We start from the raw sequence: 26,499 nt of genomic DNA, 5'->3' as shown, positions 1-26,499 counted from the left end.
TCATGGCGGACAACACCGAGAAGGCGGGTCAGCCGCTCAAGGTCCACCACCTGCGTCCGGCCCCCGGCGCCAAGACCGCCAAGACCCGCGTGGGTCGTGGTGAGGCGTCGAAGGGCAAGACGGCGGGTCGCGGTACCAAGGGTACGAAGGCTCGCTACCAGGTTCCCGCCGGCTTCGAGGGTGGGCAGATGCCTCTGCACATGCGCCTCCCGAAGCTGCGCGGGTTCAAGAACCCGTTCCGCGTCGAGTACCAGGTCGTCAACCTGGACAAGCTCGCCGCGCTGTACCCCGAGGGTGGCTCCGTCACCGTCGAGGGCCTCGTCGCCAAGGGCGCGGTCCGCAAGGGTCAGCCGGTGAAGGTGCTCGGCAACGGCGAGATCACCGTCAAGCTGGACGTCACGGTCGACCGCGTCTCCGGCTCCGCCAAGGACAAGATCCTGGCGGCCGGCGGCACGGTCTCCGAGGACTGACATCCGCAACAGGGCCGGCGGCGCACACGCGCTGCCGGCCCTGTGTGCTCCCGGCGTGCTCCGGCAGGCCAGCCCTCCGCGACGGCGTGTGGTCTGGCTCACTGGTCCGGGGCACGTAGAATCCGTCACGGTCCGCGCCACGCACCTGATCCGGGTGACGGCGAGGCCGGGGTCTCCCCGGTCGGACCTTGACCGAGTCGGCGTGACGGCGGCGTGGCCCAACGGCCGCGGTGTCGGGAGCTCGCGCCACACCTCGCCGGTCCCCGGCGACACGACAACCCGCCGCGGCGGGCCAGGAGGATAGGTGCTCAGCGCATTCGGCCGGGCTTTCCGGACACCGGACCTGCGGCGCAAGCTGCTGTTCACGATCGCGATCATGGCGCTCTTCCGGGTGGGGTCGCTCGTGCCCACACCCGGCGTCGACTACGGCAACGTGCAACAGTGCGTCGCGGCCCTCGAGGGCAGCACCTCGCTGCTCGGTCTCGTCAACGTCTTCAGCGGCGGTGCCCTGCTCCAGCTGTCGATCTTCGCGCTCGGCATCATGCCGTACATCACCGCGAGCATCATCGTGCAGCTGCTGCGCGTGGTCATCCCTCGGTTCGAGGCCCTGCACAAGGAGGGCCAGTCGGGCCAGGCGAAGCTGACGCAGTACACGCGCTACCTGACGATCGCCCTCGCGATCCTGCAGTCGACGACGATCATCACGACCGCCCGCACCGGGATGCTCTTCCAGGGCTGCCCCGTCGACGTGATCACGGACGACAGCTTCGTGACGGCCACGCTGATGGTCATCACGATGACGGCTGGTACCGGCCTGGTCATGTGGCTCGGCGAGATGATCACCGAGCGCGGCGTCGGCAACGGCATGTCCCTGCTGATCTTCACGTCGATCGCCGCGAGCTTCCCGTCGGCGCTCTGGTCGATCGCCGGCGGCTCGAACGGCCCCCTGAACTTCATCGTGATGATCCTCGTCATCGTGCTCGTCGTCGGGCTGGTCGTCTTCGTCGAGCAGTCGCAGCGCCGCATCCCGGTGCAGTACGCGAAGCGCATGGTGGGACGCCGCATGTACGGCGGCACCAGCACCTACATCCCGATCAAGATCAACATGGCCGGCGTCATCCCGGTCATCTTCGCGGCGTCGATCCTCGCCATCCCCGGGCTGATCGCCCAGTTCGGCGAGCCGACCGCGGGCTGGGTGCTCTGGATCTCGGAGAACCTGGTCCAGCAGTCCGACCCGCTGTACATCGTGCTGTACGTGCTGATGGTCATCTTCTTCGCGTTCTTCTACACGTCGATCACGTTCAACCCGGACGAGGTCGCGGACAACATGAAGAAGTACGGCGGCTTCATCCCGGGCATCCGCGCCGGCCGGCCCACGGCCGAGTACCTCGACTACGTGATCACCCGCATCACCTCCGCGGGCTCGATCTACCTGGCGATCGTGGCGCTCATCCCCACGATCGTGCTCGTGGTGCTGGGAGTCACCACGAACATCCCGTTCGGCGGCACGTCGATCCTCATCATCGTGGGCGTCGGGCTCGAGACCGTGAAGCAGATCGACTCCCAGCTCCAGCAGCGTCATTACGAAGGGTTCCTCCGTTGACCGAGACGAACGAAGGCGGCCCCGCCGCTGCCACGCCGACCACCCGCCGCGAGCTCCACGGTGCCCCCAGCGCCGAGGCGCGGGTGACGCGCCTGGTGATCATGGGGCCGCAGGGGGCGGGCAAGGGCACGCAGGCCGCGCGCCTCGCCGAGCTGTTCAGCATCCCCGCCATCTCGACGGGCGACATCTTCCGCGCCAACATCAAGGGCGGCACGGAGCTCGGCAAGCTCGCGCAGGAGTACAGCGCCAAGGGCGAGCTCGTCCCGGACGAGGTCACCGACCAGATGGTGCGCTCGCGCCTCGGCGAGGACGACGTGAAGGCCGGGTTCCTGCTCGACGGCTACCCGCGCAACGCGCACCAGGTCGAGGCGCTCGACGGCATCCTGGCCGACCTCGGCTGGGAGCTGGACGGCGTCGTCGAGCTCACGGCCGCGCGGGACGAGCTCCTGTCGCGGATCGCCAAGCGCGCCGAGATCGAGGGCCGCGAGGACGACACCCCGGAGGCGATCGCGCGCCGGCTCGACATCTACGACGAGCAGACCGCGCCGCTGACCGCCGCGTACTCCGAGCGGGGCATCCTCGCGAAGGTGGACGGCATCGGCGACGTCTCCGAGGTCACCGAGCGCATCGTCCAGGCGCTGGCCGCCGAGCTCGGCTGAGGCTCGCCACGCCATGATCTTCGGTTCGCGCGAGCGCATCGAGCTCAAGACGCCGGACCAGGTGCGCGTCATGCGGCGCGCCGGCCTGGTCGTCGCGTCGACGCTCGACGCGGTGCGCGCGGCGGCCCGCCCGGGCCTCACGACGGCGGACCTCGACGCGGTCGCGGCGCGGGTCATCGCGGACGCGGGAGCGACGCCGTCGTTCCTCGGCTACGAGGGCTACCCCGCGACGATCTGCGTCTCCGTCTCCGAGGAGGTCATCCACGGCATCCCCGGCACCCGCGTGCTCGAGGTCGGTGACGTCGTGTCGATCGACTGCGGCGCGATCGTGGACGGCTGGCACGGCGACTCCGCGATCAGCTTCGTGCTGGGCCCGGACGGCGCGCTGGACGTCGAGGGCGCGACGGCGGTCGACGGCGTCGACGCGGCGGACCTCGACCTCGTCCGCGCCACGCGGACGGCCATGTGGGCGGGGATCGCGGCGCTGGCGGGCGGCAGGCGGCTCGGCGACGTCGGGACGGCCGTCGAGGCGGCCGTCGAGCTCGCCGGGGGCGTCTCCGGCGTCGATTACGGGATCGTCGAGGACTACGTCGGTCACGGCATCGGCACGGCGATGCACCAGCCGCCCGACGTCGTGAACTTCCGCACCTCGGACCGTGGTCCTCGGCTCCGCCCCGGCATGTGCCTCGCCATCGAGCCGATGGTCACGCGGGGGAGCGGGGCGACCCGGGTCCTTGCGGACGACTGGACGGTCGTGACGCAGGACGGCTCCCGCGCCGCGCACTGGGAGCACAGCGTCGCCCTCCTCGAGGACGGCATCAGCGTGCTGACGGCCGCCGACGGCGGGCGTGCGGGGCTCGCCCCGTTCGAGGTCGTGCCCGTGCCCCTCGACGCGTGACCGACGAAGGCGTGTGACCGACGACCGTCCACCCACGTTCGCAGCTGCTGGAACCATGGAGTACGATGGTCTGTCGGGTGTAGTCCGTTCGGCAGTTCCTCGAGATGCAGGCGCGAGTTGGTGGCGCTGCAGACCAGCACCGGCTCGACGTCACGTCGACCGGTCGGGACGAGGGTGAGCAGGCGGCACGCACGACATCCGGACCTCCGTCACGTTGCTGACGGGCGCCCGGGGACAGACGAGAGTTAGCGGAGGACATGGCAAAGAAGGACGGCGTCATCGAGATCGAGGGCAGCGTGGTCGAGGCCCTGCCGAACGCGATGTTCCGTGTGGAGCTGGCGAACGGCCACAAGGTCCTCGCGCACATCTCGGGCAAGATGCGTCAGCACTACATCCGGATCCTCCCGGAGGACCGCGTCGTGGTCGAGCTCAGCCCGTACGACCTGTCCCGCGGTCGGATCGTCTACCGCTACAAGTAACCACCACCCCATCGAGCGCCGTCGTGGCGCCGGCACCCGCCGGCGTGCGTACGGCGGCGGAGGAACCACTGATGAAGGTCAAGCCGAGCGTCAAGAAGATCTGCGACAAGTGCAAGGTGATCCGCCGGCACGGTCGCGTCATGGTGATCTGCGAGAACCTGCGCCACAAGCAGCGCCAGGGCTGATCGCAGCCACCTGCTGACGGCACGCGCTCGCCGTCGGACACAAGCGCACCACCACGAACCTCGACGCCGCTCTCTCGGGAGCGGGGCTCCTCACGGGGCGGTCGAGGGGAACCTCCGGTCCAGGGGCCGGGGCCCGCGGTCTTCGCGGGAGGGCGGTGCGGCAGACCTCTGGAAGAAGTACAGGAGCCGGAAGGCACATGGCACGTCTGATCGGCGTCGACCTCCCCCGCGAGAAGCGGCTCGAGGTTGCGCTCACCTACATCTACGGCGTCGGCCGTACCCGCGCCCAGCAGACGCTGGCCGCTACCGGGATCAACCCGGACCTGCGGGTCAAGGACCTCGGCGACGACCAGCTCGTCGCGCTCCGCGACTACCTGGAGGGCAACTTCCAGCTCGAGGGCGACCTGCGCCGCGAGGTCGCCGCCGACATCCGCCGCAAGGTCGAGATCGGCACCTACCAGGGCCTGCGTCACCGCCGCGGCCTCCCGGTGCGCGGTCAGCGCACCAAGACCAACGCGCGTACCCGCAAGGGTCCGAAGCGCACCGTGGCGGGCAAGAAGAAGGCCCGCTGATAGCAGTCCGTGGTGCGGTCGGCTCCCCGAGCTGAACCGCCCCGGTCCGATCAGACCAGGAGATCAGAGAACACATGCCTCCCAAGACTCGTGCCACGGCCGCGCGCAAGCCGCGCCGCAAGGACAAGAAGAACGTCCCGCTCGGCCAGGCGCACATCAAGAGCACCTTCAACAACACGATCGTCTCGATCACCGACCCGTCGGGCGCCGTGATCTCGTGGGCGTCCGCCGGCCACGTCGGCTTCAAGGGCTCCCGCAAGTCCACGCCGTACGCCGCGCAGCTCGCCGCCGAGTCGGCCGCCCGCCGCGCCCAGGAGCACGGTGTCAAGAAGGTCGACGTCTTCGTCAAGGGCCCGGGTTCCGGTCGTGAGACCGCGATCCGCTCCCTGCAGGCGACCGGCCTCGAGGTCGGCTCGATCCAGGACGTGACGCCCCAGGCGCACAACGGCTGCCGTCCCCCGAAGCGCCGCCGCGTCTGACCCTCCCGACGTCGTCGGGCCCCGGGGCCGAGGGATCGGCCCCGGGCTCGTACGACGCCGCAGCCTGCCCGGGCGGGTGGACCGAGTCCCACCCGGGGCCGCGAGTACTCGCGGATCCGTGATGCGTCATATGGCGGACGCACACTGAAAGGACCTGACCGTGCTGATCGCACAGCGCCCCTCCCTGACCGAAGAGGTCATCTCGGAGTACCGTTCGCGCTTCTCCATCGAGCCGCTCGAGCCTGGCTTCGGCTACACGCTCGGCAACTCCCTGCGCCGGACCCTCCTGTCGTCCATCCCGGGCGCGGCCGTCACCTCCATCCGCATCGACGGAGTGCTCCACGAGTTCTCCACCGTGCCGGGTGTGAAGGAGGACGTCACCGAGATCATCCTCAACATCAAGAACCTCGTCGTCTCCTCGGAGAACGACGAGCCCGTCGTGATGTACCTGCGCAAGACGGGTGCGGGCGTGGTCACCGCCGCGGACATCGTGCCGCCGGCGGGCGTCGAGGTGCACAACCCGGACCTGCACGTCGCCACGCTCAACGACAAGGGCAAGCTCGAGATCGAGCTCACCGTCGAGCGCGGTCGTGGCTACGTGTCCGCGGCGCAGAACAAGAACGACGAGGCCGAGATCGGTCGGATCCCCGTCGACTCGATCTACTCGCCGGTCCTCAAGGTCACCTACAAGGTCGAGGCCACGCGTGTCGAGCAGCGCACGGACTTCGACAAGCTGATCGTCGACGTCGAGACGAAGGCCGCGATCGCCCCCCGCGACGCGCTCGCCTCGGCCGGCAAGACGCTCGTCGAGCTGTTCGGTCTCGCCCGTGAGCTGAACGTCGAGGCCGAGGGCATCGAGATCGGCCCGTCGCCGACGGACTCCGCGCTGGCCGCGGACCTGGCGCTGCCGATCGAGGAGCTCAACCTCACGATCCGCTCGTACAACTGCCTCAAGCGCGAGGGCATCCACCAGGTGGGTGAGCTCGTGGCTCGCAGCGAGGCCGACCTGCTCGACATCCGGAACTTCGGCGCGAAGTCCATCAACGAGGTCAAGGAGAAGCTCGCCGAGCTGGGCCTCTCGCTGAAGGACTCGCCCCTCGACTTCGACCCGTCCAGCTCCGCGTACTTCAGCGGCGGGGACGACGAGGCCACGTACTCGGACGAGCAGTCGTACTGACGTCTCCGCGCCCGCAGCAGCCCGCTCGACCTGACCGGGCCGCGCGGTGCGGAACCACCCTCAAGGAGAACCAGAAATGCCTACCCCCACCAAGGGTCCGCGGCTCGGTGGCAGCCCGGCTCACGAGCGACTGATCCTCGCGAACCTGTCGACGTCGCTCTTCGAGCACGGCCGCATCACGACCACGGAGACGAAGGCGAAGCGCCTGCGCCCCCTGGCCGAGCGCCTCATCACCTTCGCGAAGCGCGGCGACCTGCACGCCCGTCGCCGGGTGCTGACCGTCGTCCGCGACAAGTCCGTGGTGCACACGCTGTTCACCGAGATCGCCCCGGCCATGGCCGAGCGCAACGGTGGCTACACGCGCATCACCAAGATCGGCAACCGCAAGGGCGACAACGCCCCCATGGCGGTCATCGAGCTCGTCACCGAGCCGGTGAGCCCGAAGCAGGCCGTCGTCAAGGAGGCCACGAAGGCCGCCGAGAAGGCTGCCAAGGTCGAGGACGAGAAGCCCGCCAAGGACGAGGCCGCCGTCGAGGAGGCCACCGAGGCTCCGGCCGAGGCGCCCGCCGAGGACAAGGCTGACGAGAAGGCCGAGGAGACGAAGGAGGCCTGACCTCCCGCGTCCCCCGCGACCACGACGAGGCCCCGTGCCACCTCCCGAGGTGGCGCGGGGCCTCGTCGTTCCTAGGCTGGGGAGCATGGCCGCCCGCTCCGACGCGCCGCCCCGACCCCGGGCCCCCGTGCCGGTCGTGCTCGTGCACGGCTCCCGCACGTCGGCGACCATGTGGCGGCGCCAGCTCGAGGCGCTGGGGCGCGCCGGGGTCCCCGCCGTCGCGACCGACCTGCCGGGCCACGGTGCGCGACGGGGCGAGCCGTTCACGCTCGACGGCGCGGTGGACGCCGTGCACGACGCCGTGGAGGGGCTCGGGGGGCGGGCCCTCGTCGCGGGCCTGTCGCTCGGGGGCTACGTCGCCATCGAGCACCGCGCGCGCCACCCGGAGCAGAGCGCGGGGCTCGTCGCGGCGTCCTGCTGCACGGAGTCCTCGTCGTCGCTGCGGCCGGCGTGGCTGTCGCTCGCCCGGTGGATCGAGGGCTGGCCCGACCACGGCGCCCGCCTGAACGACGCGGTCGTCCGTCTCGCCCTCGACGCAGAGGGCGCGGGGGACCTGGGGGCCGGCGGCTATGCGCTCACCGCCATGGCCGAGGTGCTGCGGGAGCTAGGTCCGACCGACACCCTCGGCGCCCTCGCGGCCGCGCGCAGCCCCGTGTGGTTCGTCAACGGGCGCTACGACCACTTCCGCGCCCAGGAGCGCGCGTTCGTCGCCGCGGCCCGGGCCGGCGGGGCGGCCGCCCGGCTCGTCGTCGTGCCGCACGCCCGGCACCTCGTCAGCCTCGACGCCCCGGTCGCCTTCACGCGTGCGCTCCTCGAGGCCGAGACCGTCGTCACGTCCGAGGAGGCAGCCGTCGGGGCGTCACCCGCCCACCGGTGACGGTCAGGGCAGCGTCAGGTCCCACGCCCGCGCGCCGCCGACCAGCGCGGCGGAGTTGGGCACGACGACGACGTCGTCGCCCAGCCGGTCGAGGGCGGCGGGCGTGATGCGGCGGGAGTTGCCGCCGCCCAGGTACAGGCGGTCCCAGCGGAACACCGGACGCAGCCCGTCGACGGTCGCGACGACCCGCCGCGACCACAGCCCGTCGCCCAGGCGGCGGCGCTCCGGCTCTCCGACGTACTGGTCGTACGTCGCGCCGCGCCGCACGGGGGCGTGCGACCACTCCAGGTGCGGCGCGAGCAGGCCGCCGTCGAACAGCGCGGACCCCAGCCCGGTGCCGAGGGTGAGCACCAGCTCGACGCCGGAGCCCGCCACGACGCCGGCGCCGTGCACCTCGGCGTCGTTCAGCACGAGGGCGGGGACGCCGAGCCGGCGGGCGAGCGCGCCGCGGACGTCGAAGCTGGCCCACGCCTCCACGAGCTCCGGCAGCACCCGTGAGCGGGGACCCGAGCGTGTGACGTAGTGCGGGGTGTGGACGACCACGCCGTGGCGGATCATGCCGGGCATCCCGAGCGTCACGCGGTGCGCGGCGGGGAGGCGGTCCGCGATGCCGGCCACGGTGTCCAGCAGCAGTTGCGGGGGCAGCGGGTAGGGGGTGGGGACCCGCACCGGCGACGCGTGCGCGGTGCCCGCGGAGTCCAGGACCGCCGCCTTGATGCCTCCGCCGCCGCAGTCGACGGCGAGGGTGAGCACGTCGGAGGGCGCCGGCGCCCGGGAGGTGCCGTCGTCGGGGCGGGGAGCGGGGGTGCGCGCCGAGGCGCCTGGGTCGACCATCACGGGACATCATCCGGCCACAATGGGTCGGTGAGCACGCCGACACCTCCCGCCGACACCCTCCGGGTCCGGCTCGACCTCGCCTACGACGGCACCCACTTCGCGGGCTGGGCCACCCAGCCGCGGCTGCGCACCGTGCAGGGGGTGCTGGAGGACGCCCTCGCGACCATCCTCCGCACGGAGCCGCGCGGCCTGCCCCGGCCGCGGCTGACGGTGGCCGGTCGCACCGACGCGGGGGTGCACGCGCGCGGCCAGGTCGCGCACGTCGACATGGCGCGCGAGCGCTGGGAGGAGATGCCCGGCCGTTCCGACCGGGAGCCCGGCGTCGCGCTCGCCGACCGGCTGGCCGGCGTGCTGCCGCCCGACGTCGTCGTGCACCGGGCTGCCGAGGCTCCCGAAGGGTTCGACGCGCGGTTCTCCGCGCTGCACCGGCGCTACGCCTACCGGGTAGCCGACCGTCCGGACCTGCGCGACCCCCTGCGCCGGGACTGGGTGCTCTGGCACCGCCGCCGGCTCGACGTCGAGGCGATGCACCGGGCGATGCAGCCGCTCGTCGGGCTGCACGACTTCGCCGCCTTCTGCAAGCCCCGCGAGGGCGCCACGACCATCCGCGAGCTCACCCACCTGTCGTGGGACCGCCCCGCGGACGGGCCCGACGCCGGGCTCGTCGTCGCGACCGTGCAGGCCGACGCGTTCTGCCACTCGATGGTGCGCGCGCTGGTCGGCATGTCGCTGGCCGTGGGGGAGGGGCGCCGCGGCCCGGACGAGCCCGCCGCGGTGCTGGCGGGCCGGTCCCGCTCGGCGGCGGCCGGCGTCGTCGCCGCACGGGGGCTGACCCTCGAGGCCGTCGCCTACCCGGACGACGACGCGCTCGCCGCGCGCGCCGAGCGCGTCCGCGCGCGGCGGGACCCGGGCGAGATCGACGCCGGCTGAGCCCGCGGGGCCCGGCCACGGCCCTTCGGCGCTACGGCTCCTCGACCCAGTGCACGGCGGCCTCCTCGGCGCTGGCGCCCGCGCCGTCGATCCCCGCGTCCTCGCCGTAGACGTCGTTCTCGCGGTCGCCGTCCTCCCCGGGGTCGGCGAAGGGGTCCTCCGCGAGCCGGCCTGCGCGGGTGGTGTCCGGGCGGTCCAGCGGGTCGCGCTCCCACACGTCCGGCTGCTCCTCGGCGAGGCGCCGGTCCAGGGGCTCGCCGGCGGACTCCTCCCACGCCGTCTCGCCCCAGTGGTTCGAGCGCGACCGTTCCAGGGGGGAGTAGCCCTCGTCGAGGACGTCGTCGAGCTCGGGGTCGAGGAGCGTGTCCTCCTGGGGGAGCTGGTCCTCGTCGCCCTCGGCTCCGGTCTCGGGGTCCGGGGTGGTGCCGGGTGTCTCCTGGGTCATGTCACCACGGTGCACCCGCGGCGGTGGCGCTGCAACGAGGGGCGGCCGGCGCGACCCGGTGCCCGTCCCCGGCGCGGGCGTGACGGGTGTCGCTTTGACCCCCGCACCCGGCGACGGCTAAACTGGCTCGTCGTTGTGCTATGCCTCCGGCGTCCCGCGTCGTCAGCGCGCCCACTCGCACCGACGATGCCCCGGCCAGGACGCCACCGGAGCACCCGCGCACAACACCTGACTCATCGGGCGCCGCTTCTCGCCCGACGACACCGAACATGAAAAGGTGACGCAACCGTGCGTACTTACACCCCCAAGCCCGGCGACGTCCAGCGCGACTGGTACGTCGTCGACGCGACCGACGTCGTCCTCGGCCGCCTGGCGAGCCAGGTCGCCACCCTCCTGCGCGGGAAGCACAAGCCGACCTTCGCCCCGCACGTCGACGGCGGTGACTTCGTCATCGTCATCAACGCGGACAAGGTCGCCCTGAGCGGCAACAAGCGGGAGACCAAGCTGGCCTACCGCCACTCCGGCTACCCGGGCGGTCTCCGCTCGGTCAACTACGGCGAGCTTCTCGAGAAGAACCCCGAGCGGGCCGTGGAGAAGGCCGTGCGCGGCATGCTCCCCAAGACGTCCCTCGGTCGCGACCAGCTGGGCAAGCTGAAGGTCTACCGCGGCGCGGAGCACCCGCACGCGGCGCAGCAGCCCAAGCAGTTCGAGATCACCCAGGTTTCGCAGCAGGCCTGAGCCGCTGCCGGATGCAAAGCGAAGGATTCACAGTGGCCGAGACCACCGTCGACACCGAGCTGGACGAGAACACGCCCAGCACCTACACCTCTGAGTCCGCCGCGCCCGTCGCGGACGGCGGCCAGTCCATCACCGCTCCCGGCGCGGCCGTCGGCCGCCGCAAGGAGGCCGTGGCGCGCGTGCGCCTCGTCCCCGGCACCGGGACGTGGAAGATCAACGGTCGCACCCTCGAGGACTACTTCCCGAACAAGGTGCACCAGCAGCTCGTGAACTCGCCGCTGAAGCTGGTCGAGGTCGAGGGCCGCTTCGACGTCATCGTCCGCATCACCGGCGGCGGCCCCTCGGGCCAGGCCGGCGCGGTGCGCCTGGGCATCGCCCGCGCGCTCAACGTGATCGACGCCGAGGCGAACCGCCCCGCGCTGAAGAAGGCCGGCTACCTCACGCGTGACCCGCGTGCGGTCGAGTCCAAGAAGGCCGGTCTCAAGAAGGCGCGCAAGGCGCCGCAGTACTCGAAGCGCTGATCGAGCGCTCCTTCCCGCGGGCACTGCCCTCGGGCGTCGACAGGAGCGTCAGCGCTACGGACGGCCCCGTCGGAACTCTTCCGGCGGGGCCGTCCGCACGTCCGGCTACGATCGGTGCGGCGTCCGCTGGGGCGTCGCGGGGTGTGCGTGCGGATCCACCGCCGCGCCCGGAGGAGGAGACATCGTGCGACTGTTCGGCACCGACGGGGTCCGTGGGCTGGCCAACCGGGACGTCACCGCGGACCTGGCCCTCGGGCTCGGCAGCGCGGCGGCCCACGTGCTCGGAACGTCGGGCGACTTCGCCGGGCACCGCCCGCGCGCCGTCGTCGGGCGCGACCCGCGCGCGTCCGGGGAGTTCCTGTCCGCCGCGGTCGGCGCCGGCCTCGCCAGCTCCGGCGTGGACGTCGTCAACCTGGGCGTGCTGCCCACCCCGGCGCTCGCCCACCTCGTGGGGGCGATGGACATGGACCTCGGCGTGATGATCTCCGCGTCCCACAACGCGATGCCGGACAACGGCATCAAGTTCTTCGCGCGCGGCGGCTTCAAGCTGGCGGACCACGTCGAGGACCAGATCGAGGCGCGCCTCGGCCAGGACTGGGAGCGGCCGATCGGCGCCGACGTCGGGCGCATGCGCTCCGACAACGGCATCGCCGCCCAGCAGTACGTGGAGCACCTCGTGGCGAGCATCGGCACGACGGCGGACGTCCGCCCGCTGGAGGGCCTGCGCATCGCCGTCGACGCCGCCAACGGCGCCGCGAGCCAGGTCGGCCCGGAGGCGCTGCGCGAGGCGGGGGCCGACGTCGTCGTCATCAACGCGAGCCCCGACGGTCGCAACATCAACGAGAAGGCCGGCTCCACCCACCCGGAGCAGCTGCAGGCCGTCGTCGTGGCCGCGGAGGCCGACTTCGGCGTCGCGTTCGACGGCGACGCGGACCGCTGCCTCGCCGTCGACCACGGGGGAGTGCTGGTGGACGGCGACCAGATCCTCGGGATCCTCGCCCGCGGGCTCAAGGACGAGGGCCGGCTGCCGTCGGACACCCTGGTCGTCACCGTGATGAGCAACCTCGGCCTCCTGCTCGCGATGCGCGAGGCGGGCATCACCACGATCCAGACGGGCGTGGGCGACCGGTACGTGCTCGAGGAGATGCGGGCGCACGGCTACGGGCTCGGGGGCGAGCAGTCCGGCCACATCATCCTGGCCGACCACGCCACGACCGGCGACGGCGTCCTCACCGCGCTGCACCTCGCCGCGCGCGTGAAGGCGAGCGGGCGGCGCCTGGCCGACCTCGCCGCCGACGTCCCGCGCCTGCCGCAGACGCTCGTCAACGTCAAGGGCGTGGACAAGGCCCGCGCGGCCGACGACGAGGGCGTGCGCGCCGCGATCGAGAGCGCGGAGACGCTCCTGGGGGAGACGGGCCGCGTCCTGCTCCGCCCGTCGGGCACCGAGCCCCTCGTGCGGGTCATGGTCGAGGCGGCGACCCAGACGCAGGCCGACGGCGTGGCGGACACGCTCGCCGCCGTCGTGCGCGACCGGCTGGCGCTGTGACCGAGGGCGCACCGGCCGAGCGCCCGGCGGCCGGCGTGGACGAGGCCCTGCGGGCCGCCGTCGTCGACCTGCTGGACCGGGCGGACGCGGCGGCGGACGGGCCGGGCACCGGGATCCTGCCGATCGTGCAGGCCGGGGCTCCGGTGCTGCGCGCCCCCGCGGCGCCCTACACCGGACAGCTCGGCGACGCGCTGCCGCGGCTGCTCGAGGCGATGCGCCGCACCATGCACGCCGCGCCCGGCGTAGGGCTCGCGGCGCCCCAGGTCGGGATCGGGCTGGCGATCGCCGTCGTCGAGGACGGCGGCGCCGGGGCCGACGACCCCCGGGAGCGGGCCCCGCTGCCGTACCGGGTGCTGCTCGACCCCGCGTACGAGCCGCTGCCCGGCCCGGACGGAGAGCCGGAGCGGGCGGCGTTCCACGAGGGCTGCCTGTCGGTGCACGGGTGGCAGGCCGTCGTCGCGCGGCACCGGCGCGTCCGGCTCACCGGCCGCGACGAGACCGGGGCGCCGATCGACGAGGTCCTCACCGGCTGGCCCGCCCGGATCGTCCAGCACGAGACGGACCACCTCGCGGGCGAGCTGTACCTCGACCACGCGCTGCTGCGGACGCTCACCTCGAACGAGAACCTCCTGCGCTACGGCCAGGTCGTGGATCCGGGGCCCGTGGACCAGGGGTTCGTGGACCTCGGGTGAACATTCGGCACTCAGGGTGGAACCGGGGGAATTCCCCATGCAGCCGGTGCCCTGGTTCTGCCTAGGCTGGTGCCGTGACGCCGCACGGCGTCGTGCGACCGCCGGAGGCCCACCTCCCGGCCGACGAACCGAGGGACCGACCTGGTGAACCTGTCGACGATGCTGGCACAGCTGGAGGGCTGGGTCCTCGACCTCGGCGCGTCCCTGTGGATCTACCCGGCCATGTACGTCTTCGCGACGATCGACGGGTTCTTCCCCCCGATCCCCAGCGAGTCCGTGGTCATCACCCTCACCGTGCTGGCCCACTCGGAGGGCGAGCCGTGGCTGCCCGGCGTCCTCGCCCTCGCCATCGCCGGGGCGTGGACGGGCGACCAGATCGCCTACCAGATCGGCCGCGCCGTCGGCACCGAGCGGTTCGCGTTCCTGCGCTCCGCCCGCGGCCGCAAGGCCGTCGAGTGGGCGCGGCACGCCCTGGAGCACCGCGGGGCGTCGTTCATCCTCGCCGCGCGGTACGTGCCCATCGGGCGGGTCGCGGTCAACATGACCGCCGGCGCCGTGGGGTACCCGCGCCACCGGTTCATGCTCTACTCGGGCATCGCGGCCGTGACGTGGGGCATCTACTCGATGCTCATCGGCCTCGCCGCGGCCTCCTGGCTCGGGCACAACACGCTGCTCGCCATGGCCGTCGGCGTGGTCGCGGGCATCCTGCTCGGCGTCCTGGTCGACCAGGTGGTGCAGCGCGTCGCCGGTCCGCCCAGGGCGGAGCCGGTGCCGGCCGACGAGGACGAGGGCGACGAGGCCGACGCCGAGCCCACGAGCCGGGCGGCCTGACCGGGCCTCAGAGCTTGCGCAGCCGCACCCGCTGCACGGAGTGGTCCGACCCCTTGGTCAGCACGAGGGTGGCGCGCCCCCGGGTGGGGAGCACGTTGTGCTCCAGGTTCGGCGCGTTGATCGACTCCCAGATGGACAGCGCCCGCGCCGTCGCCTCGGCGTCGGACAGGTCCGCGTAGCGCCGGAAGTACGACTCCGGCCTGCTGAACGCCGTCCTGCGCAGCTGCAGGAAGCGCTCCACGTACCACTGCCGGATGTTGCGCGTGCGGGCGTCGACGTAGATCGAGAAGTCGAAGAAGTCGCTCACCGCCACGGTCGACTCGTCGATCGCGGAGGGGCGCGCGGGCTGCAGCACGTTGAGGCCCTCGACGATGAGCACGTCCGGCTTGCGTACCACGACCTCCTCGCCGGGCACGATGTCGTAGACGACGTGCGAGTACACCGGGGCGCGCACCTCGGCCTGCCCCGCCTTCACGCGCGACAGGAAGCGGATGAGGGCCCTCCGGTCGTAGGACTCGGGGAACCCCTTGCGGTCCATGATCCCGCGGCGCTGCAGCTCGGCGTTCGGGTACAGGAAGCCGTCGGTCGTGATCAGCTCGACGTGCGGGGTGTCGGGCCAGCGCGCCATCATCTCGCGCAGGATGCGCGCCGTCGTCGACTTGCCGACCGCGACGGACCCCGCGACGCCGATGACGTACGGGGTGCGCGGCGGCTCCTCGTGCAGGAACGTCGACGTGGCGCGGTGCAGGCCCGCGCTCGCGGCCACGTACAGGTTGAGCAGTCGTGACAGCGGGCGGAAGACGGCGTCCACCTCGGCGAGGTCGATCGGGTCGCCCAGGCCGCGCAGCCGCTCGACGTCGGCGTCCGTCAGCGGCAGCGGGGTCGACGCCGACAGGCGGCTCCACGCCGCGCGGTCGAGGTCGACGTACGGGGACGCCGGAGCGAGCCGGGTCAGGTGCTCACCCAGGGGCTGGGGGGCCGTGCCGGGGGCTGTGCCCGGTGCGATGTCGGGGGACTGCGGTGCCACCTGCACGATTCTGCCCGAGCACCCGGTTCGTCCCGCAACTCGGGCGACGGCGGACCGGCGCGTCGGTAGGCTCGCCGGCGGGTCCGCCACGGCGACGGGCGGCACCAACGGGCAGCGTACCCAGGGAGGGAACCGGGCCATGAACGAGGCGTCCGAGCGGTTCGTCGCGGGGCAGACGGCGCTGGTCGTGGTGGTGCCCGAGGCCGAGCCCGTCGTCGGGGTGCTGCGGAGCGACCTCGACACGGCCGCCGCGTACGGCGTGCCCGCGCACGTCACCGTCCTGTTCCCCTTCCTGCCCGTCGCGGCCGTCGACGCCGCCGTGCTCGACGCCCTGCGCGACGTCGTCGGCGCCCACGCCCCGTTCGACGCGACGTTCGCCGGGTGCGGCCGCTTCCCCGGAGTCCTGTACCTCGTCCCGGAGCCGGACGCGTCGTGGCGGGCCCTGCTGACCGCGGTGGCGGCGCGGTTCCCCGAGGCGCCGCCGTACGGCGGGGCGTTCGACGACGTCGTCCCGCACCTCACCGTGGCGGACGGGCAGGGGCCCGAGGCCCTCGACGACGCCGAGGCCGCGGTGGCGCCCCGCCTGCCGGTCCGGACGAGGGTGCGCGAGGTCGCGCTGCTGGTGTTCGACGGCGAGCGCTGGCGGCGGCGGGCGGACTTCCCCCTGTCTCCAGACACACCGGGGGCCGCCGGGCCCTGACCGCGCGCCGTCGTCGTCCCTAGGGTGGGCGTGTGGAACTCACGGAGCTGGGCGACGAGGTCGAGATCATCTCGAGGGTGTACGAGCGGCGGTTCGGCGTCGCGCGCACGGACGACTGGCTGGTGCTCAAGCTGCACGAGGAGGTCGGGGAGCTCACCCAGGCGTACCTCGCCCGGTCGGGGCGGTCGCGCGACCGGGGCGAGGGCGACGGCGAGGTGGACGCCGCGTTCCGTGCCGAGCTCGCGGACGTGCTCGCGCAGCTGCTGCTCGTCGCCCGACGGTTCGACGTCGACCTCGAAGCGGAGATCGAGCGCAAGTGGTTCCGGTGGCGACACCTCGTGGAGCCGGCGGACGAGGCCGGGGTCCGCCCGGAGGGCTGAGGCCGGCCCCTCGCCGTCCTAATCGCCCGACGCCGCCTCCTCGACCCGGTCGAGCCACTCGCCCACGAGGGCGTCGAACAGCGCGGGCTGCTCGATCTGCAGGTTGTGGCCCGCGCGGTCCAGCACGGCGAACGTCGCGCGCGGGTAGTGCTCGAGGACCCGCCAGGCGTCGCGGTAGCCGGTCGAGGAGTCCTGGCGGCCGGTGAGGAACAGCGTGGGGCCGTCGTAGGGCCGCGGCTCGACCGCGAAGGTGCCGGCGAAGCGCTCGCCGACCCGCGCCACCGTCGCCGGGTCCGCGGCGTCGAGCCCTGGCGTCACCTCGGCCTCGGTGCGCCGCCACGTCTCGGGCGTCTGCACGACGCCGATGTCGTCGGCGTCCAGGGCCGCCGCTCCGACCTCCCGCAGCAGCGCGTCGTCTCGGACCAGCACCCGGTGCGGCGGGACGTCGCGCCGGTCGTGCTCCGGGACGATCAGGGGGCACAGGAGGGCGAGCCCGTGGACGCGCCCCGGTTCCGCGGCGACCAGCCCGCGCGCGAGGTAGCCCCCGAACGACTCGCCCACGAGGACGTACGGCCCGGGCACGAGCCGGTCGATCGCCTCCCGCACGACCGCGAGCACGTCGTCCGTGCTCGCCACGCCCGACGGCGCGCTCGCGCCCATCCCTGGGAGGTCCAGGTAGACCCGCCGCCAGCCCGGGCGGTCGGCGAGGGCGGCCTCGAAGGGCGTCAGCATCAGGCGGTGGTCCACGGGGAACCCGTGCAGCAGCACCATCGTGGGGGTCCCGGGTGCCGCCGGAGCGCCGCGTTCGACGTGATGGAGCGGCGCTGCGAGGTGGTCGGGCATGGCGCGCACGCTAGGTCACGGCACCGACACCACCGACCTGACGGTCGACGGACCTAGGCTGAGGGCCATGATCATCGGCGTGGGCATCGACGTGGTGGACGTCGCCCGGTTCATGGCGACGGTGGAGCGGGTGCCGCGCCTGCGCGAGAAGCTCTTCACCGAGGCCGAGCGGAACCTGCCGGCGTCGTCCCTCGCGGCGCGCTTCGCGGCCAAGGAGGCCATCGCCAAGGCGCTGGGCGCCCCCGGGAACATGCACTGGCACGACGCAACCGTGCACCGCACCGTCGGCGGTCCGCCCGAGGTCGAGCTGCGCGGCACGGTCCAGGCCCGCGCCGACGAGCTGGGTGTCAAGGCCTGGCACCTGTCCATCTCGCACGACGCAGGCATCGCCTCCGCCATGGTGGTCGCGGAGGGCTGACGACGGTCAGGCGGCGGACCGCCACCAGTCGAGCGCGACCGGGAGCGCGGTGAGCACGCTGACGTGGCCGTCGCGCGGGCGCAGCCACAGCTCCGCGGCGGGCAGGGCGTCCACCAGCAGGTCGGCGTGGTGTCGCGGCACGACGCGGTCGGCGCCGCCCTGCACGACCAGGGTCGGGGTCGCGACGTCGCCCAGCTCGACGCCCCACGGCCGCACGAAGGCGAGGTCGTCGTCGACCTGTCCGCCGGGCCACGCCTCGCCGGACCGCGAGGCGTCGGCGCCGAGCGACGCCCACGACCCCGCGAGCGTCGCGTAGTCGTCGGCCGTGAAGCTCGACCCGTCGAACTCCGCGGTCTCGGCGTGCCGCTGGCGGGCTGACGGGCCGTCGAGAGCCGAGCGCAGGCCGCCGTCGTCGGCCATCCCGGCGAACCAGAGGTCGTCGTGACCCTGGCCGGGGTAGGGCGCGACGCCCGCGAGGGTCACCGCGCCCGACACCAGGTCGGGCCGGAGCGCGGCGAGGGCCAGGGCGTGCGGGCCGCCGCCCGAGGCGCCGACGGCGAGGCACCGGGCCACGCCGAGGGCACCCAGGGCGTGCGCCACGTCCGACGCGGCGTCCGCCACGGTGCGGCCGGGACGAGGGGTGGACCCGCCGTACCCGGCGCGGGCCGCGGAGACCACCCGCAGCCCGCGCGCCCGGGCGGCCTCGACGACCGGGGGCAGCAGCTCGCCGGACTGGGGCGAGCCGTGGTGCCAGACGACGGCGTCGGCGGACGGCGGGCCGTCGTCGTGCACGACGAGACGTCGTCCGTCCGGGAGCCCCAGCTCGTGTCGCGAGCCCATCGCTCAGTCCTGCAGGGCGGGGATGACCTGCCGCTGGAAGAGCTCGATCTGGTCGCGGTCGCCCGCGGCGTTCGGGAAGTACGTGATGGCGTACGTCATGCCGAGGTCGCGCAGGGCCGAGAGCTTCTCGACGACCTGCTCGGGCGTGCCCACGACGGGGCTGTTGCGCCAGTTCGCGATCTCCTGCTCACCCCGCTCGCCGGGGGCGTGCTTGCGGAAGTGCGACTCGATCCAGGCGAACCGGTCGTCCACCTCGGCCTGGTTCTCCCCGATGACCACGTTGTAGTCGGACGAGCGGGTGATCTCCCCGAAGTCGCGGCCCAGGTCGCGGCAGTGCTGCTCCAGGATCGACGACTTGTGCGCGAACGTCTCGGGGTCGCCCGCGAAGTTCGTGTACTGCGCGAACCGCGCGGCGATCCGCAGCGTCTTCTTCTCGCCGCCGCCTGCCACCCACAGCGGGATGCTCGGCACCTCGGCGCCGCCGTCGCCCACCGGGAGCTGCTGCAGCGGCTGCGGGTAGCAGAGCGCGCCGTCCACCTGGTAGCGCTCGCCGTCGAACGTGCCGGACGACCCGGTGCGCCACATCTGGGTGATGATCTGCAGGCCCTCGTCCAGGGCGCGCAGGCGCTCGCCCGCGCTGGGGAAGCCGTACCCGTAGGCGCGCCACTCGTGCTCGTACCAGCCGGCGCCGATGCCGAGCTGGGCGCGGCCGCCGGAGATCGCGTCCACCGTCGAGGCGACCTTCGCCAGGTAGGCGGGGTTGCGGTACGACATGCACGTGCACATCTGGCCCAGCTTGACGCGCTGGGACGCCGCCGCGAACGCCGCCATCAGCGTCCACGCCTCGTGCGTCGCCTCGGTGCTGGGGATCGGAACGGAATGAAAATGGTCATAGACCCAGACGGACGACCAAGCGAACTCCCCGCCCGGGACCGCTTCACCGGCCGCGGCGTTGTCGGCGTAGTGAAGAAGGGAGAGCATCACCTCCCACTGCTGCGACGGCGGAACATCGGTCAGGTCGTGGCGCCATCCCTGGGGGATGAAGAGTCCGAACTCCATGGCTGTGAGCCTATGCCCGGGGGATAGCCTGCTCTAGTCCGCGAATCGCCGTGGAGCCATGTCGGTACGAGTCTGTCCGGGTCGACCTTGTTGTTGGCGCCCGAGTGCGGCATCACGACGACCACGGCCAGCACGTCGAGGATCGTGGACCGCTTCGTGGACCAGGACGAGGAGCGCCACGCCGCACGGACGTCGCCGGACTTTCCTCCCTCTCGCGCAGCGACCGCGGCCGACCGGACCTTCTCGCGAATCAGCAGGGCCTCGCGTTCCTCGAGAACCTCGATGGTCGCCAGACGTCGAGCGGACGGCTCACCGTCTTGAATCTCGCGGAGCACCCGCCCGGCGGTCGCCCGGATCTCGTCGAGCTCGGCATCGCCGGTGAAGGTCGTCGATGCCCTGCTGGTCTCGCGACCGGCCTCGAGACGCCGGAGGACAAGTTCTTCGACGAGTTTTTCCGCCGCACGCCCCCGGATCGACGTGCCCCCACATCCGCCGGACCCACGGGGTGGGCATGCATAGATCAGCCCCTTGGTCGACGTCGTCTTCCCGATCAGCTTCTTCGTGCATCTCGAGCAGCGCAGCAGGCCCGAGAGGAGGTAGCGACGTGGCTCCTGTGTGCGCGGGACGCCGCGATCAGGTCCGACGACGGCCCAGTACGTCTCCCACTGCTCGATCGTGAGGATGGACTGCCATGGGCCTCTTACGTAGGTCCCGTCCTCATGGACGACCGGCTCGCCCTTGTAGGTCCGGATCCCTGCGAGTCGTGGATTGCGCAACGTCGCACGGACATTGGCCGCGATCCAGGTGTTGCCGAACGGCGTGCGGAGGCCGACGTCGTTCCATCTGTTCGCGACCTGGCCCCACCCTGCGGCGCCTGCCATGACATCGAGCACCGCCTCCCGCACTGCGGCGGACTCGACCGGGTGCAAGGTCTGGCGGTCGTCGTTCCACCCGAACGGCCGTGGGCCCCCACCGGCCCGCCCTCGCCGAGCGTTGTCGAGATGGGAGCGAACGGCCCGACGGCGCGTTCTGCGGATCTCTTGGTCCGCGGCGATCACCTCCATCGCGAGGAGCATCACGTCGGACGGGACATGAAGGTCGAACGACCGTGTCGAGGTGACGATCGGTCGGATCTCTCGGCCGCATTCACTGGCCCTGTCCCAGATGTCGAGCAGGCGCTGAAGATCATCGAAACGGCGGACGAGGCGATCGATCGTGTGCACGACCACACCATTGACCCGGCCCGCCTCCAGATCTTCGAGGAGACGTAGGAACTCCGGCCGGACGGCGTCGACATCGGCCGCGCTCACGCTGGGATCCACATATGGCGTGTCGCCGAAGGTCCGCCCGGCATCCGCAGCGAGCGCCGCGTTGTCCGCACCCTGGCGTGTGATGCCGCGCCCCTCCCCGGATTTGTCGGCGGAGATACGGCGGTACTCGGCGTCAGGTATGTCGTCCCAGGTCACGATGTTGATGCTGGCACTGGCGAAAAGTCGACTGTCAAGAGGCAACCCCGAGGCTGTGAGGCAACGGGCATGGGATCCGCACCCGCGGCAGGATGCGTCGCATGATCTCCGCCTGGTCCGCCGCCGACGTCCGTGCCGCCGAGGAGCCGCTGCTCGCGGCGGGGGTGCCGCTGATGGAGCGGGCGGCGTTCGCGCTCGCGACGCACGTGCTCCGGGACGTCGCGGTCCGCCGGGGCCCGGTGCGGGGCGCGCGGGTCGTGGTGCTCGCGGGGGCGGGCAACAACGGCGGCGACGCGCTGCACGCGGGCGCGGTGCTGGCGCGGCGGGGGCTGGGGGTCACGGCGGTGCTGGTCGCCGAGCAGTTCCACGCCGGCGGCCGCGCGGCGCTGGAGCGCGCAGGGGGCCGGGTCGTGGAGCTGTTCGCGGCGCCCGAGGGCCTCACCGCGGTGGTGGACGACGCCGCACGCGCCGACGTCGTCCTCGACGGGCTGGTCGGCATCGGCGCGCGCGGCCCCCTGCGCGGCCTCGCCCAGGACGCTGTGAGCGGGCTCTTGGCCCTCATCGACCGGCGTGTCGGGGCCAGGCGCGCGCTCACAGCGGCGGGGCCGGGTCGACCGTGGGTGGTCGCGGTGGACGTGCCGTCGGGGATCGGGGTGGACGACGGCGCCGTCCCCGGTCCGGTACTGCCGGCCGACCGGACGGTGACGTTCGGCGCGGCCAAGCCCGGGCTGCTGCTGCCGCCGGCGTCGGGGCTGGCGGGCGAGGTGAGCGTCGTGGACATCGGCCTGGACCTCGCCGGCGCGCCGACCGTGCGACGGCTGGAGCCCGCCGACGTCGCCGCGTCGTGGCCGGTGCCGGGCCCCGCGGACCACAAGTACACGCGTGGGGTGGTCGGCGTCGTCGCGGGCACGACGACCTACCCCGGCGCGGCGGTGCTCGCCACGACCGCCGCGGTGCGGACCGGGGCCGGGATGGTGCGCTACCGCGGCTCCGAGGCGGTGGGGCGTGCGGTGCTCGCAGCCCGTCCCGAGGTCGTCACCGCACCCGGCCGGGTCCAGTCGTGGGTGGTGGGGCCGGGCCTCCCCGGCGGGCCGGAGGCGGCGCACGAGGGGGAGGCGGACGGCCTGGACGACGGCCAGCACGAGCGGGGACGGGCCTGCCTCGCTGCGGCGGGCGGCCGGTTCGCCGGGACCGCAGGCGGGCCCGTGCCCGCGGTCGTCGACGCCGGCGGGCTGGGCCTGCTCGACGGGCGCGCCCCGGCGTGGTTCGTGCTGACCCCGCACGCGGGCGAGCTGACGGCGCTGCTGCGCTCGCGGGGCGAGGACGTGCGCCGCCCGGACGTCGAGGCCGCGCCGCTGCGCTGGGCGCGGCGGGCGCACGAGCTCACCGGCGCGACGGTGCTGCTCAAGGGAGGCGTGACCGTCGTCGTCGGGACGGGCGGGGCGTGCGCGCAGGCCGACGGGCCGGGCTGGTTGGCCACCGCGGGCGCCGGCGACGTGCTCGCCGGAGTGCTCGGCGCGATGCTCGCGGCCCGGTCTCGTGACGTCGTCGAGAACCCGGCGCTCGCGGCCGAGGTCGCCGCCGCGGCGGCGCTGGTGCACGGTCGCGCCGCGTACCGCGCGAACCCGGGCGGCCCCGTGGCGGCGCTCGACGTCGCGACGGCGGTGCCGGGCGAGGTAGCCGCCCTGCTGTCCGAGGCCTGACGACGGTCGGGAGGACCTGACCAGCGCCGTCGACGGGTCGTCGTACCTCGGCGGGTGGCGTACTACCTCGCGGTGATCCGGACTACCTCGCGGTGATCCGGACTACCTCGCGGTGTTCTGGACTACCTCGGCAGGGACTTCTCGATGAGGTCGACGATCTCCTGGGCGTCGGGCACGGTCTGCGGGGAGAACCGGTGCACGTCGCCGCCGGGCAGCACGACGAACTTCTCGAAGTTCCAGCGGATGCGGCCGTCGTGGCCGCCCTCGTCGGGGGTCTTCTTCAGCTCGGCGTACAGCGGGTGCGTGTGGCGGCCGTTCACGCGGACCTTGGAGACCACGGGGAACGTGACGCCGTAGGTGGTGGAGCAGAACTCGGCGATCTTCTCGTCGGTGGAGAGCTCCTGGAGGAACTGGTTGGACGGGAAGCCGATCACGGTGAACCCGCGGTCGGCGTACGTCTTCTGCAGCTGCTCCAGCGCCTCGTACTGCGGGGTGAGCCCGCAGCGCGAGGCGACGTTGACCACCAGCACCACGTCGTCGCGGTGCTCCGCGAGCGTCGTCGTCGTGCCGTCCATGCGCTCGAACCGGATGTCGTAGAGGCTCATACGGGCCATCATGCCGCGCGCGACAATGGTCCGGTGCCACCCGGTCCGCGCAAGCACGCCCCGCCCCTGCCCGTGCGGGACGGCCTCAACCCCACGCGCGTCGTTCTGCCGCACGACGCGGCCAGCGTCGCCCGGTACGCGACGGCGGCGCAGTACCTCCTGGAGCGGTTCGGCGACGACGCCGCCCGGCTGCGGGAGAAGCTCGCCGCGGGCGAGGTCGTGACGGGCGCGGGCGCCGTCGTCGACGACGCCACCCCGTACGCGCCGCGCGGGTTCCTCTACCTGTACCGCGACCCGCCCGCCGACGAGCCGGAGGTGCCCGCCCTCGCCGAGCTGGAGGTGCTGCACCGCGACGACGACCTGCTGGTGGTGGACAAGCCGCACCTCGTCGCCACGATGCCGCGCGGGCGCTGGGTGACCCGCACGGTGCTCGTGCACCTGCGCGCCACCCTCGACCTGCCCGAGCTGGTGCCCGCGCACCGGCTCGACCGGCCCACCGCCGGCGTGCTCGTGCTCACCGTGCGGCCCGAGGTGCGCGGCGCGTACCAGACGGCGTTCCAGGACCGCGCGGTGCGCAAGGTCTACGAGGCGGTCGCGCCGCTGCCGGCTCCGGGGTCGGTCCTGGCCCGCGAGGGCACGACGACGGTGCGCTCGCGCATCGTCAAGCACCGGGGCGTGGTGCGGGCCCAGGAGGAGCCGGGCGAGCCGAACGCGGAGTCGCGGGTGACGCTCGTCGCGTGGGACGAGGCCCGCGGCCTCGGGCTCTACCGGCTCGAACCGCACACCGGCAAGACGCACCAGCTCCGCCTGCACATGGCGTCGCTCGGGCTGCCCCTGCTGCACGACCCGTTCTGGCCGGTGCTGCGCGAGGACGCGCCCGACGACCCGGACCGGCCCCTGCAGCTGCTCGCCCGCTCGCTCGCGTTCGTCGACCCGATCGACGGCGAACCCCGCGAGTTCCGCTCCCGCCGGCGCCTCGCCGCGTGGCCGGGTGGCGAGGGCGCGGACGACGGCGGCAGGGGCGACGGCGCGCGGTGAGAGAATCGATGACCGTGAGCACCGAGGTCCCCTCCGCGGTCCCGGCCGACAGCACACCCGCCGCGCCGGTCGACCTGCCCTTCCCCGACGACGCGCTGGCGCGCGCGGTCGTCGACCTGTCCGCAGTGCGCGACAACGTGCGCGTGCTGGCGGGCCACGCCCCGGGCGCGGCGGTGATGGCCGTGGTGAAGGCGGACGGGTACGGGCACGGGATGCTGCCGGTGGCGCGGGCGGCGCTCGCGGGCGGCGCGACCTGGCTCGGCACGGCGGTCCCCGCCGAGGCCCTCGCGCTGCGCGCCGGCGGCGTCACGACCGCGGACGCCCGGGTGCTGACCTGGCTCGCGACGCCGGGGGCGCCGTTCGACCGGCTGGTCGCGGCGGGCGTGGACGTCGGCGTCGCGGCGCCGTGGGCGCTCGACGAGGTGGCCGCGGGCGCGCGGGCCGCCGGCGAGCCCGCCCGCGTGCACCTCAAGGTCGACACCGGCCTCGGTCGCAGCGGGATCGTGCCCGCCGACCTGCCGGACGTCGTGCGCCGGGCGGCTGCGCTCGAGGCCGAGGGCGTGCTGCGGGTGGTGGGCGTGATGTCGCACCTGGCGTGCGCCGACGAGCCCGGGCACCCGTCGATCGCCCTCCAGGCGGCGGCGTTCGACGCCGCGGTGGCCGTCGTCGAGGCCTCCGGCGCGTCGCTCGAGGTGCGGCACCTCGCGAACTCGGCCGCCGTGCTCACCGACCCCCGGCTGCACCACGACCTCGTCCGGCCCGGCATCGCCGTCTACGGGCACTCGCCGGTGCCGCAGCTCGGCGCGCCCGGCGAGTACGGGCTGCGCGGCGCGATGACGCTGCAGGCGCGGCTCGCCACCGTCAAGGACGTGCCGGCCGGCCACGGCGTGTCCTACGGGCACCACTACACGACGCCGCGCGACACCCGCCTGGGCGTGGTGCCGCTGGGCTACGCGGACGGCATCCAGCGGCACGCGTCGGGCGGCAGCCTCGGCGTCGGCGGCCCGGTCGGCGTCGGGAGCGGCGCGTCCGCCCGGGTGCTGCGCGTGGCGGGGCGGGTGTGCATGGACCAGTTCGTGCTCGACCTCGGGCCGGACGCCACGGAGCGCGAGGGCGACGTCGTCACCCTCTTCGGGGCGTCGGACGGCGTCGAACGCGGCGCCACGGTGCCGAACGCCGAGGACTGGGCCCGCGCCGCGGGCACCATCAGCTACGAGATCGTCACGGGCATCGGGGCGCGCGCGGTGCGCGTGTACACGGGGCTCGCCACGAAGGCCGACACGGAGACCTGGAAGGAAGTGCAGCGGTGAGCGACGTCGTCGTGCGGACGGAGACGGACCTGCCGGACGCGGAGTCCACGCGGGCGCTGGGGGCGGCCCTGGCCGGGGTGCTCCGGGCGGGCGACCTGGTGATCCTCACGGGGGACCTGGGGGCGGGCAAGACGACGCTCACCCAGGGCCTGGGAGCCGCGCTGGGCATCCGGGGCCAGGTGGCGTCGCCCACGTTCATCGTGGCGCGCGAGCACCCGCCGCTGCCCCGCGAGGACGGCACGCGCGGTCCCTCCCTCGTGCACGTGGACGCCTACCGGCTCGGAGGCCTGGGGGAGCTGGACGCGCTGGACCTGGACTCGTCCCTCGAGGAGTCGGTCACCGTCGTCGAGTGGGGCCGCGGGCTGGCCGAGGCGCTCACCGACGACCGCCTGGAGATCGACCTGGAACGCCCCCGCGGCACGGCCGCCGGCGCGCCCGACGACGACGAGGCCGACCCCGGCGCCGGGACCCGCCACGCGACGCTGCGCGGCGTCGGCCCCCGCTGGGCCGGCGTCGACCTGGCCGCCCTCACCGCGCGCTGACCCGGCGGAGGAATCG

General features: G+C 73.5%; 32 protein-coding genes. 24 read left to right on the top strand and 8 right to left on the bottom strand.

Annotated features, from left to right (window positions below):
• Positions 1 to 2 precede the first annotated feature (2 nt).
• The 11 genes from rplO (at position 3) to ACH443_RS15215 (ending at position 8,012) form a co-directional block, all read left to right on the top strand.
• Entirely contained in the window at positions 3 to 470 is a 468-nt protein-coding gene (rplO, locus tag ACH443_RS15265; protein ID WP_429764752.1) for a 50S ribosomal protein L15, read from the top strand.
• A gap of 304 nt (positions 471 to 774) precedes the next feature.
• Positions 775 to 2,073, top strand: coding sequence for a preprotein translocase subunit SecY (gene secY, locus ACH443_RS15260; RefSeq protein ID WP_429764750.1), 1,299 nt, complete (start codon positions 775 to 777; stop codon positions 2,071 to 2,073).
• A gap of 101 nt (positions 2,074 to 2,174) precedes the next feature.
• Positions 2,175 to 2,732, top strand: a complete 558-nt coding sequence (locus tag ACH443_RS15255) for an adenylate kinase (RefSeq protein ID WP_430590805.1) — start codon at positions 2,175 to 2,177, stop codon at positions 2,730 to 2,732.
• Between the two features lie 13 nt (positions 2,733 to 2,745).
• On the top strand, positions 2,746 to 3,630 hold the full coding sequence (map, locus tag ACH443_RS15250) for a type I methionyl aminopeptidase (protein WP_430590783.1): 885 nt from the start codon (positions 2,746 to 2,748) through the stop codon (positions 3,628 to 3,630).
• 257 nt (positions 3,631 to 3,887) lie between these two features.
• The gene (infA, locus tag ACH443_RS15245) at positions 3,888 to 4,109 is read left to right on the top strand and encodes a translation initiation factor IF-1 (RefSeq protein ID WP_012867920.1); all 222 of its coding nucleotides are present in this window, start codon (positions 3,888 to 3,890) and stop codon (positions 4,107 to 4,109) included.
• 71 nt (positions 4,110 to 4,180) lie between these two features.
• On the top strand, positions 4,181 to 4,294 hold the full coding sequence (gene rpmJ, locus ACH443_RS15240) for a 50S ribosomal protein L36 (RefSeq protein WP_009740505.1): 114 nt from the start codon (positions 4,181 to 4,183) through the stop codon (positions 4,292 to 4,294).
• A 197-nt stretch (positions 4,295 to 4,491) separates the two neighbouring features.
• Entirely contained in the window at positions 4,492 to 4,866 is a 375-nt protein-coding gene (rpsM, locus tag ACH443_RS15235; protein ID WP_380321661.1) for a 30S ribosomal protein S13, read from the top strand.
• A 74-nt stretch (positions 4,867 to 4,940) separates the two neighbouring features.
• The gene (gene rpsK / locus ACH443_RS15230) at positions 4,941 to 5,345 is read left to right on the top strand and encodes a 30S ribosomal protein S11 (protein WP_380321664.1); all 405 of its coding nucleotides are present in this window, start codon (positions 4,941 to 4,943) and stop codon (positions 5,343 to 5,345) included.
• A gap of 160 nt (positions 5,346 to 5,505) precedes the next feature.
• The gene (locus ACH443_RS15225) at positions 5,506 to 6,522 is read left to right on the top strand and encodes a DNA-directed RNA polymerase subunit alpha (RefSeq protein WP_429727860.1); all 1,017 of its coding nucleotides are present in this window, start codon (positions 5,506 to 5,508) and stop codon (positions 6,520 to 6,522) included.
• 76 nt (positions 6,523 to 6,598) lie between these two features.
• Positions 6,599 to 7,135, top strand: coding sequence for a 50S ribosomal protein L17 (rplQ, locus tag ACH443_RS15220; RefSeq protein WP_430547440.1), 537 nt, complete (start codon positions 6,599 to 6,601; stop codon positions 7,133 to 7,135).
• 85 nt (positions 7,136 to 7,220) lie between these two features.
• Entirely contained in the window at positions 7,221 to 8,012 is a 792-nt protein-coding gene (locus ACH443_RS15215) for an alpha/beta fold hydrolase (protein WP_430590782.1), read from the top strand.
• Between the two features lie 3 nt (positions 8,013 to 8,015).
• On the opposite strand, the gene ACH443_RS15210 is transcribed toward ACH443_RS15215, so the two are convergent.
• Positions 8,016 to 8,849 carry an ROK family protein gene (locus ACH443_RS15210; protein WP_429764744.1) on the bottom strand — a complete coding sequence of 278 codons (834 nt, stop codon included), beginning with the start codon at positions 8,847 to 8,849 and terminating at the stop codon, positions 8,016 to 8,018.
• Between the two features lie 27 nt (positions 8,850 to 8,876).
• On the opposite strand from ACH443_RS15210, the gene truA reads away from it, so the two are divergent.
• On the top strand, positions 8,877 to 9,779 hold the full coding sequence (truA, locus tag ACH443_RS15205; RefSeq protein WP_430590781.1) for a tRNA pseudouridine(38-40) synthase TruA: 903 nt from the start codon (positions 8,877 to 8,879) through the stop codon (positions 9,777 to 9,779).
• A gap of 31 nt (positions 9,780 to 9,810) precedes the next feature.
• On the opposite strand, the gene ACH443_RS15200 is transcribed toward truA, so the two are convergent.
• Positions 9,811 to 10,224, bottom strand: coding sequence for a DUF5709 domain-containing protein (locus ACH443_RS15200; RefSeq protein WP_429764740.1), 414 nt, complete (start codon positions 10,222 to 10,224; stop codon positions 9,811 to 9,813).
• A gap of 288 nt (positions 10,225 to 10,512) precedes the next feature.
• Here ACH443_RS15200 and rplM point away from each other — a divergent pair, with 288 nt between their 5' ends.
• From rplM to ACH443_RS15175, 5 genes are all read left to right on the top strand, one after another.
• Positions 10,513 to 10,962 (top strand): 50S ribosomal protein L13, encoded by a 450-nt coding sequence (gene rplM, locus ACH443_RS15195; protein ID WP_429764738.1) that lies wholly within the window; start codon positions 10,513 to 10,515, stop codon positions 10,960 to 10,962.
• 32 nt (positions 10,963 to 10,994) lie between these two features.
• Positions 10,995 to 11,483 (top strand): 30S ribosomal protein S9, encoded by a 489-nt coding sequence (gene rpsI, locus ACH443_RS15190; protein ID WP_429764736.1) that lies wholly within the window; start codon positions 10,995 to 10,997, stop codon positions 11,481 to 11,483.
• Positions 11,484 to 11,664: 181 nt separating this feature from the next.
• On the top strand, positions 11,665 to 13,029 hold the full coding sequence (gene glmM, locus ACH443_RS15185; RefSeq protein ID WP_429765190.1) for a phosphoglucosamine mutase: 1,365 nt from the start codon (positions 11,665 to 11,667) through the stop codon (positions 13,027 to 13,029).
• Positions 13,026 to 13,721: a peptide deformylase gene (locus ACH443_RS15180; protein ID WP_430590780.1), complete on the top strand. Its 696-nt coding sequence runs from the start codon at positions 13,026 to 13,028 to the stop codon at positions 13,719 to 13,721. The genes glmM and ACH443_RS15180 overlap by 4 nt, the downstream gene beginning before the upstream one ends.
• A gap of 144 nt (positions 13,722 to 13,865) precedes the next feature.
• Entirely contained in the window at positions 13,866 to 14,552 is a 687-nt protein-coding gene (locus ACH443_RS15175) for a DedA family protein (RefSeq protein WP_429764733.1), read from the top strand.
• A gap of 7 nt (positions 14,553 to 14,559) precedes the next feature.
• Here the strand turns inward: ACH443_RS15175 and coaA are convergent, their stop codons facing one another.
• Positions 14,560 to 15,507 (bottom strand): type I pantothenate kinase, encoded by a 948-nt coding sequence (gene coaA, locus ACH443_RS15170; RefSeq protein ID WP_430590804.1) that lies wholly within the window; start codon positions 15,505 to 15,507, stop codon positions 14,560 to 14,562.
• A 211-nt stretch (positions 15,508 to 15,718) separates the two neighbouring features.
• On the opposite strand from coaA, the gene ACH443_RS15165 reads away from it, so the two are divergent.
• Both ACH443_RS15165 and ACH443_RS15160 read left to right on the top strand, forming a co-directional pair.
• Positions 15,719 to 16,279 carry a 2'-5' RNA ligase family protein gene (locus ACH443_RS15165; protein WP_430590779.1) on the top strand — a complete coding sequence of 187 codons (561 nt, stop codon included), beginning with the start codon at positions 15,719 to 15,721 and terminating at the stop codon, positions 16,277 to 16,279.
• A 32-nt stretch (positions 16,280 to 16,311) separates the two neighbouring features.
• Positions 16,312 to 16,659, top strand: coding sequence for a pyrophosphatase (locus ACH443_RS15160; protein ID WP_429764729.1), 348 nt, complete (start codon positions 16,312 to 16,314; stop codon positions 16,657 to 16,659).
• Positions 16,660 to 16,677: 18 nt separating this feature from the next.
• On the opposite strand, the gene ACH443_RS15155 is transcribed toward ACH443_RS15160, so the two are convergent.
• Positions 16,678 to 17,502, bottom strand: a complete 825-nt coding sequence (locus ACH443_RS15155) for an alpha/beta fold hydrolase (RefSeq protein WP_430590778.1) — start codon at positions 17,500 to 17,502, stop codon at positions 16,678 to 16,680.
• A gap of 67 nt (positions 17,503 to 17,569) precedes the next feature.
• Here ACH443_RS15155 and ACH443_RS15150 point away from each other — a divergent pair, with 67 nt between their 5' ends.
• The gene (locus ACH443_RS15150; protein WP_430590777.1) at positions 17,570 to 17,920 is read left to right on the top strand and encodes a holo-ACP synthase; all 351 of its coding nucleotides are present in this window, start codon (positions 17,570 to 17,572) and stop codon (positions 17,918 to 17,920) included.
• Positions 17,921 to 17,926: 6 nt separating this feature from the next.
• On the opposite strand, the gene ACH443_RS15145 is transcribed toward ACH443_RS15150, so the two are convergent.
• The 3 genes from ACH443_RS15145 to ACH443_RS15135 are packed head-to-tail and all read right to left on the bottom strand — an operon-like array spanning position 17,927 to position 21,285.
• Positions 17,927 to 18,760, bottom strand: coding sequence for an alpha/beta fold hydrolase (locus tag ACH443_RS15145; protein WP_430590776.1), 834 nt, complete (start codon positions 18,758 to 18,760; stop codon positions 17,927 to 17,929).
• 3 nt (positions 18,761 to 18,763) lie between these two features.
• Positions 18,764 to 19,819, bottom strand: coding sequence for an LLM class F420-dependent oxidoreductase (locus ACH443_RS15140; RefSeq protein ID WP_430590775.1), 1,056 nt, complete (start codon positions 19,817 to 19,819; stop codon positions 18,764 to 18,766).
• Positions 19,774 to 21,285, bottom strand: coding sequence for a recombinase family protein (locus ACH443_RS15135; protein ID WP_430590774.1), 1,512 nt, complete (start codon positions 21,283 to 21,285; stop codon positions 19,774 to 19,776). Before ACH443_RS15135 ends, ACH443_RS15140 begins: the two co-directional genes overlap by 46 nt.
• A 101-nt stretch (positions 21,286 to 21,386) precedes the next feature.
• Between ACH443_RS15135 and ACH443_RS15130 the strand changes: the two genes are divergently transcribed.
• The gene (locus tag ACH443_RS15130) at positions 21,387 to 22,988 is read left to right on the top strand and encodes a bifunctional ADP-dependent NAD(P)H-hydrate dehydratase/NAD(P)H-hydrate epimerase (protein WP_430590773.1); all 1,602 of its coding nucleotides are present in this window, start codon (positions 21,387 to 21,389) and stop codon (positions 22,986 to 22,988) included.
• Between the two features lie 122 nt (positions 22,989 to 23,110).
• Here ACH443_RS15130 and ACH443_RS15125 read toward each other — a convergent pair whose 3' ends face one another.
• Positions 23,111 to 23,593, bottom strand: a complete 483-nt coding sequence (locus tag ACH443_RS15125) for a glutathione peroxidase (protein ID WP_429764719.1) — start codon at positions 23,591 to 23,593, stop codon at positions 23,111 to 23,113.
• Between the two features lie 33 nt (positions 23,594 to 23,626).
• Between ACH443_RS15125 and ACH443_RS15120 the strand changes: the two genes are divergently transcribed.
• From ACH443_RS15120 to tsaE, 3 genes are read left to right on the top strand one after another with little or no spacing between them, the layout of a single operon-like run.
• A complete protein-coding gene (locus tag ACH443_RS15120; RefSeq protein WP_430590772.1) occupies positions 23,627 to 24,631 on the top strand; it encodes a pseudouridine synthase in 1,005 nt (334 codons plus the stop codon).
• An 8-nt stretch (positions 24,632 to 24,639) separates the two neighbouring features.
• Complete coding sequence (alr, locus tag ACH443_RS15115; protein ID WP_430590771.1) at positions 24,640 to 25,941, top strand: alanine racemase; 1,302 nt, start codon at positions 24,640 to 24,642, stop codon at positions 25,939 to 25,941.
• Positions 25,938 to 26,483 carry a tRNA (adenosine(37)-N6)-threonylcarbamoyltransferase complex ATPase subunit type 1 TsaE gene (tsaE, locus tag ACH443_RS15110; RefSeq protein WP_430590770.1) on the top strand — a complete coding sequence of 182 codons (546 nt, stop codon included), beginning with the start codon at positions 25,938 to 25,940 and terminating at the stop codon, positions 26,481 to 26,483. Before alr ends, tsaE begins: the two co-directional genes overlap by 4 nt.
• Positions 26,484 to 26,499 lie beyond the last annotated feature (16 nt).

It is taken from the genome of Isoptericola sp. NPDC019571 (genome assembly GCF_044389385.1).
GTDB classification, from domain to species: domain Bacteria; phylum Actinomycetota; class Actinomycetes; order Actinomycetales; family Cellulomonadaceae; genus Isoptericola; species Isoptericola nanjingensis.
This window is presented reverse-complemented; position numbering and strand designations above follow the sequence as displayed.

Excerpts from the sequence above, each read along its gene's own strand:
- rpsK (WP_380321664.1), top strand. The coding sequence starts at position 4,941 with ATGCCTCCCAAGACTCGTGCCACGGCCGCGCGCAAGCCGCGCCGCAAG.
- ACH443_RS15155 (WP_430590778.1), bottom strand. The coding sequence starts at position 17,502 with ATGCCCGACCACCTCGCAGCGCCGCTCCATCACGTCGAACGCGGCGCT.
- ACH443_RS15215 (WP_430590782.1), top strand. The coding sequence starts at position 7,221 with ATGGCCGCCCGCTCCGACGCGCCGCCCCGACCCCGGGCCCCCGTGCCG.
- rplO (WP_429764752.1), top strand. The coding sequence starts at position 3 with ATGGCGGACAACACCGAGAAGGCGGGTCAGCCGCTCAAGGTCCACCAC.
- rpmJ (WP_009740505.1), top strand. The coding sequence starts at position 4,181 with ATGAAGGTCAAGCCGAGCGTCAAGAAGATCTGCGACAAGTGCAAGGTG.
- ACH443_RS15145 (WP_430590776.1), bottom strand. The coding sequence starts at position 18,760 with ATGGGCTCGCGACACGAGCTGGGGCTCCCGGACGGACGACGTCTCGTC.
- ACH443_RS15150 (WP_430590777.1), top strand. The coding sequence starts at position 17,570 with ATGATCATCGGCGTGGGCATCGACGTGGTGGACGTCGCCCGGTTCATG.
- infA (WP_012867920.1), top strand. The coding sequence starts at position 3,888 with ATGGCAAAGAAGGACGGCGTCATCGAGATCGAGGGCAGCGTGGTCGAG.
- rpsM (WP_380321661.1), top strand. The coding sequence starts at position 4,492 with ATGGCACGTCTGATCGGCGTCGACCTCCCCCGCGAGAAGCGGCTCGAG.
- ACH443_RS15165 (WP_430590779.1), top strand. The coding sequence starts at position 15,719 with ATGAACGAGGCGTCCGAGCGGTTCGTCGCGGGGCAGACGGCGCTGGTC.
- ACH443_RS15255 (WP_430590805.1), top strand. The coding sequence starts at position 2,175 with ATGGGGCCGCAGGGGGCGGGCAAGGGCACGCAGGCCGCGCGCCTCGCC.
- ACH443_RS15140 (WP_430590775.1), bottom strand. The coding sequence starts at position 19,819 with ATGGAGTTCGGACTCTTCATCCCCCAGGGATGGCGCCACGACCTGACC.
- ACH443_RS15200 (WP_429764740.1), bottom strand. The coding sequence starts at position 10,224 with ATGACCCAGGAGACACCCGGCACCACCCCGGACCCCGAGACCGGAGCC.
- ACH443_RS15130 (WP_430590773.1), top strand. The coding sequence starts at position 21,387 with ATGATCTCCGCCTGGTCCGCCGCCGACGTCCGTGCCGCCGAGGAGCCG.
- ACH443_RS15125 (WP_429764719.1), bottom strand. The coding sequence starts at position 23,593 with ATGAGCCTCTACGACATCCGGTTCGAGCGCATGGACGGCACGACGACG.
- alr (WP_430590771.1), top strand. The coding sequence starts at position 24,640 with ATGACCGTGAGCACCGAGGTCCCCTCCGCGGTCCCGGCCGACAGCACA.
- rplQ (WP_430547440.1), top strand. The coding sequence starts at position 6,599 with ATGCCTACCCCCACCAAGGGTCCGCGGCTCGGTGGCAGCCCGGCTCAC.
- map (WP_430590783.1), top strand. The coding sequence starts at position 2,746 with ATGATCTTCGGTTCGCGCGAGCGCATCGAGCTCAAGACGCCGGACCAG.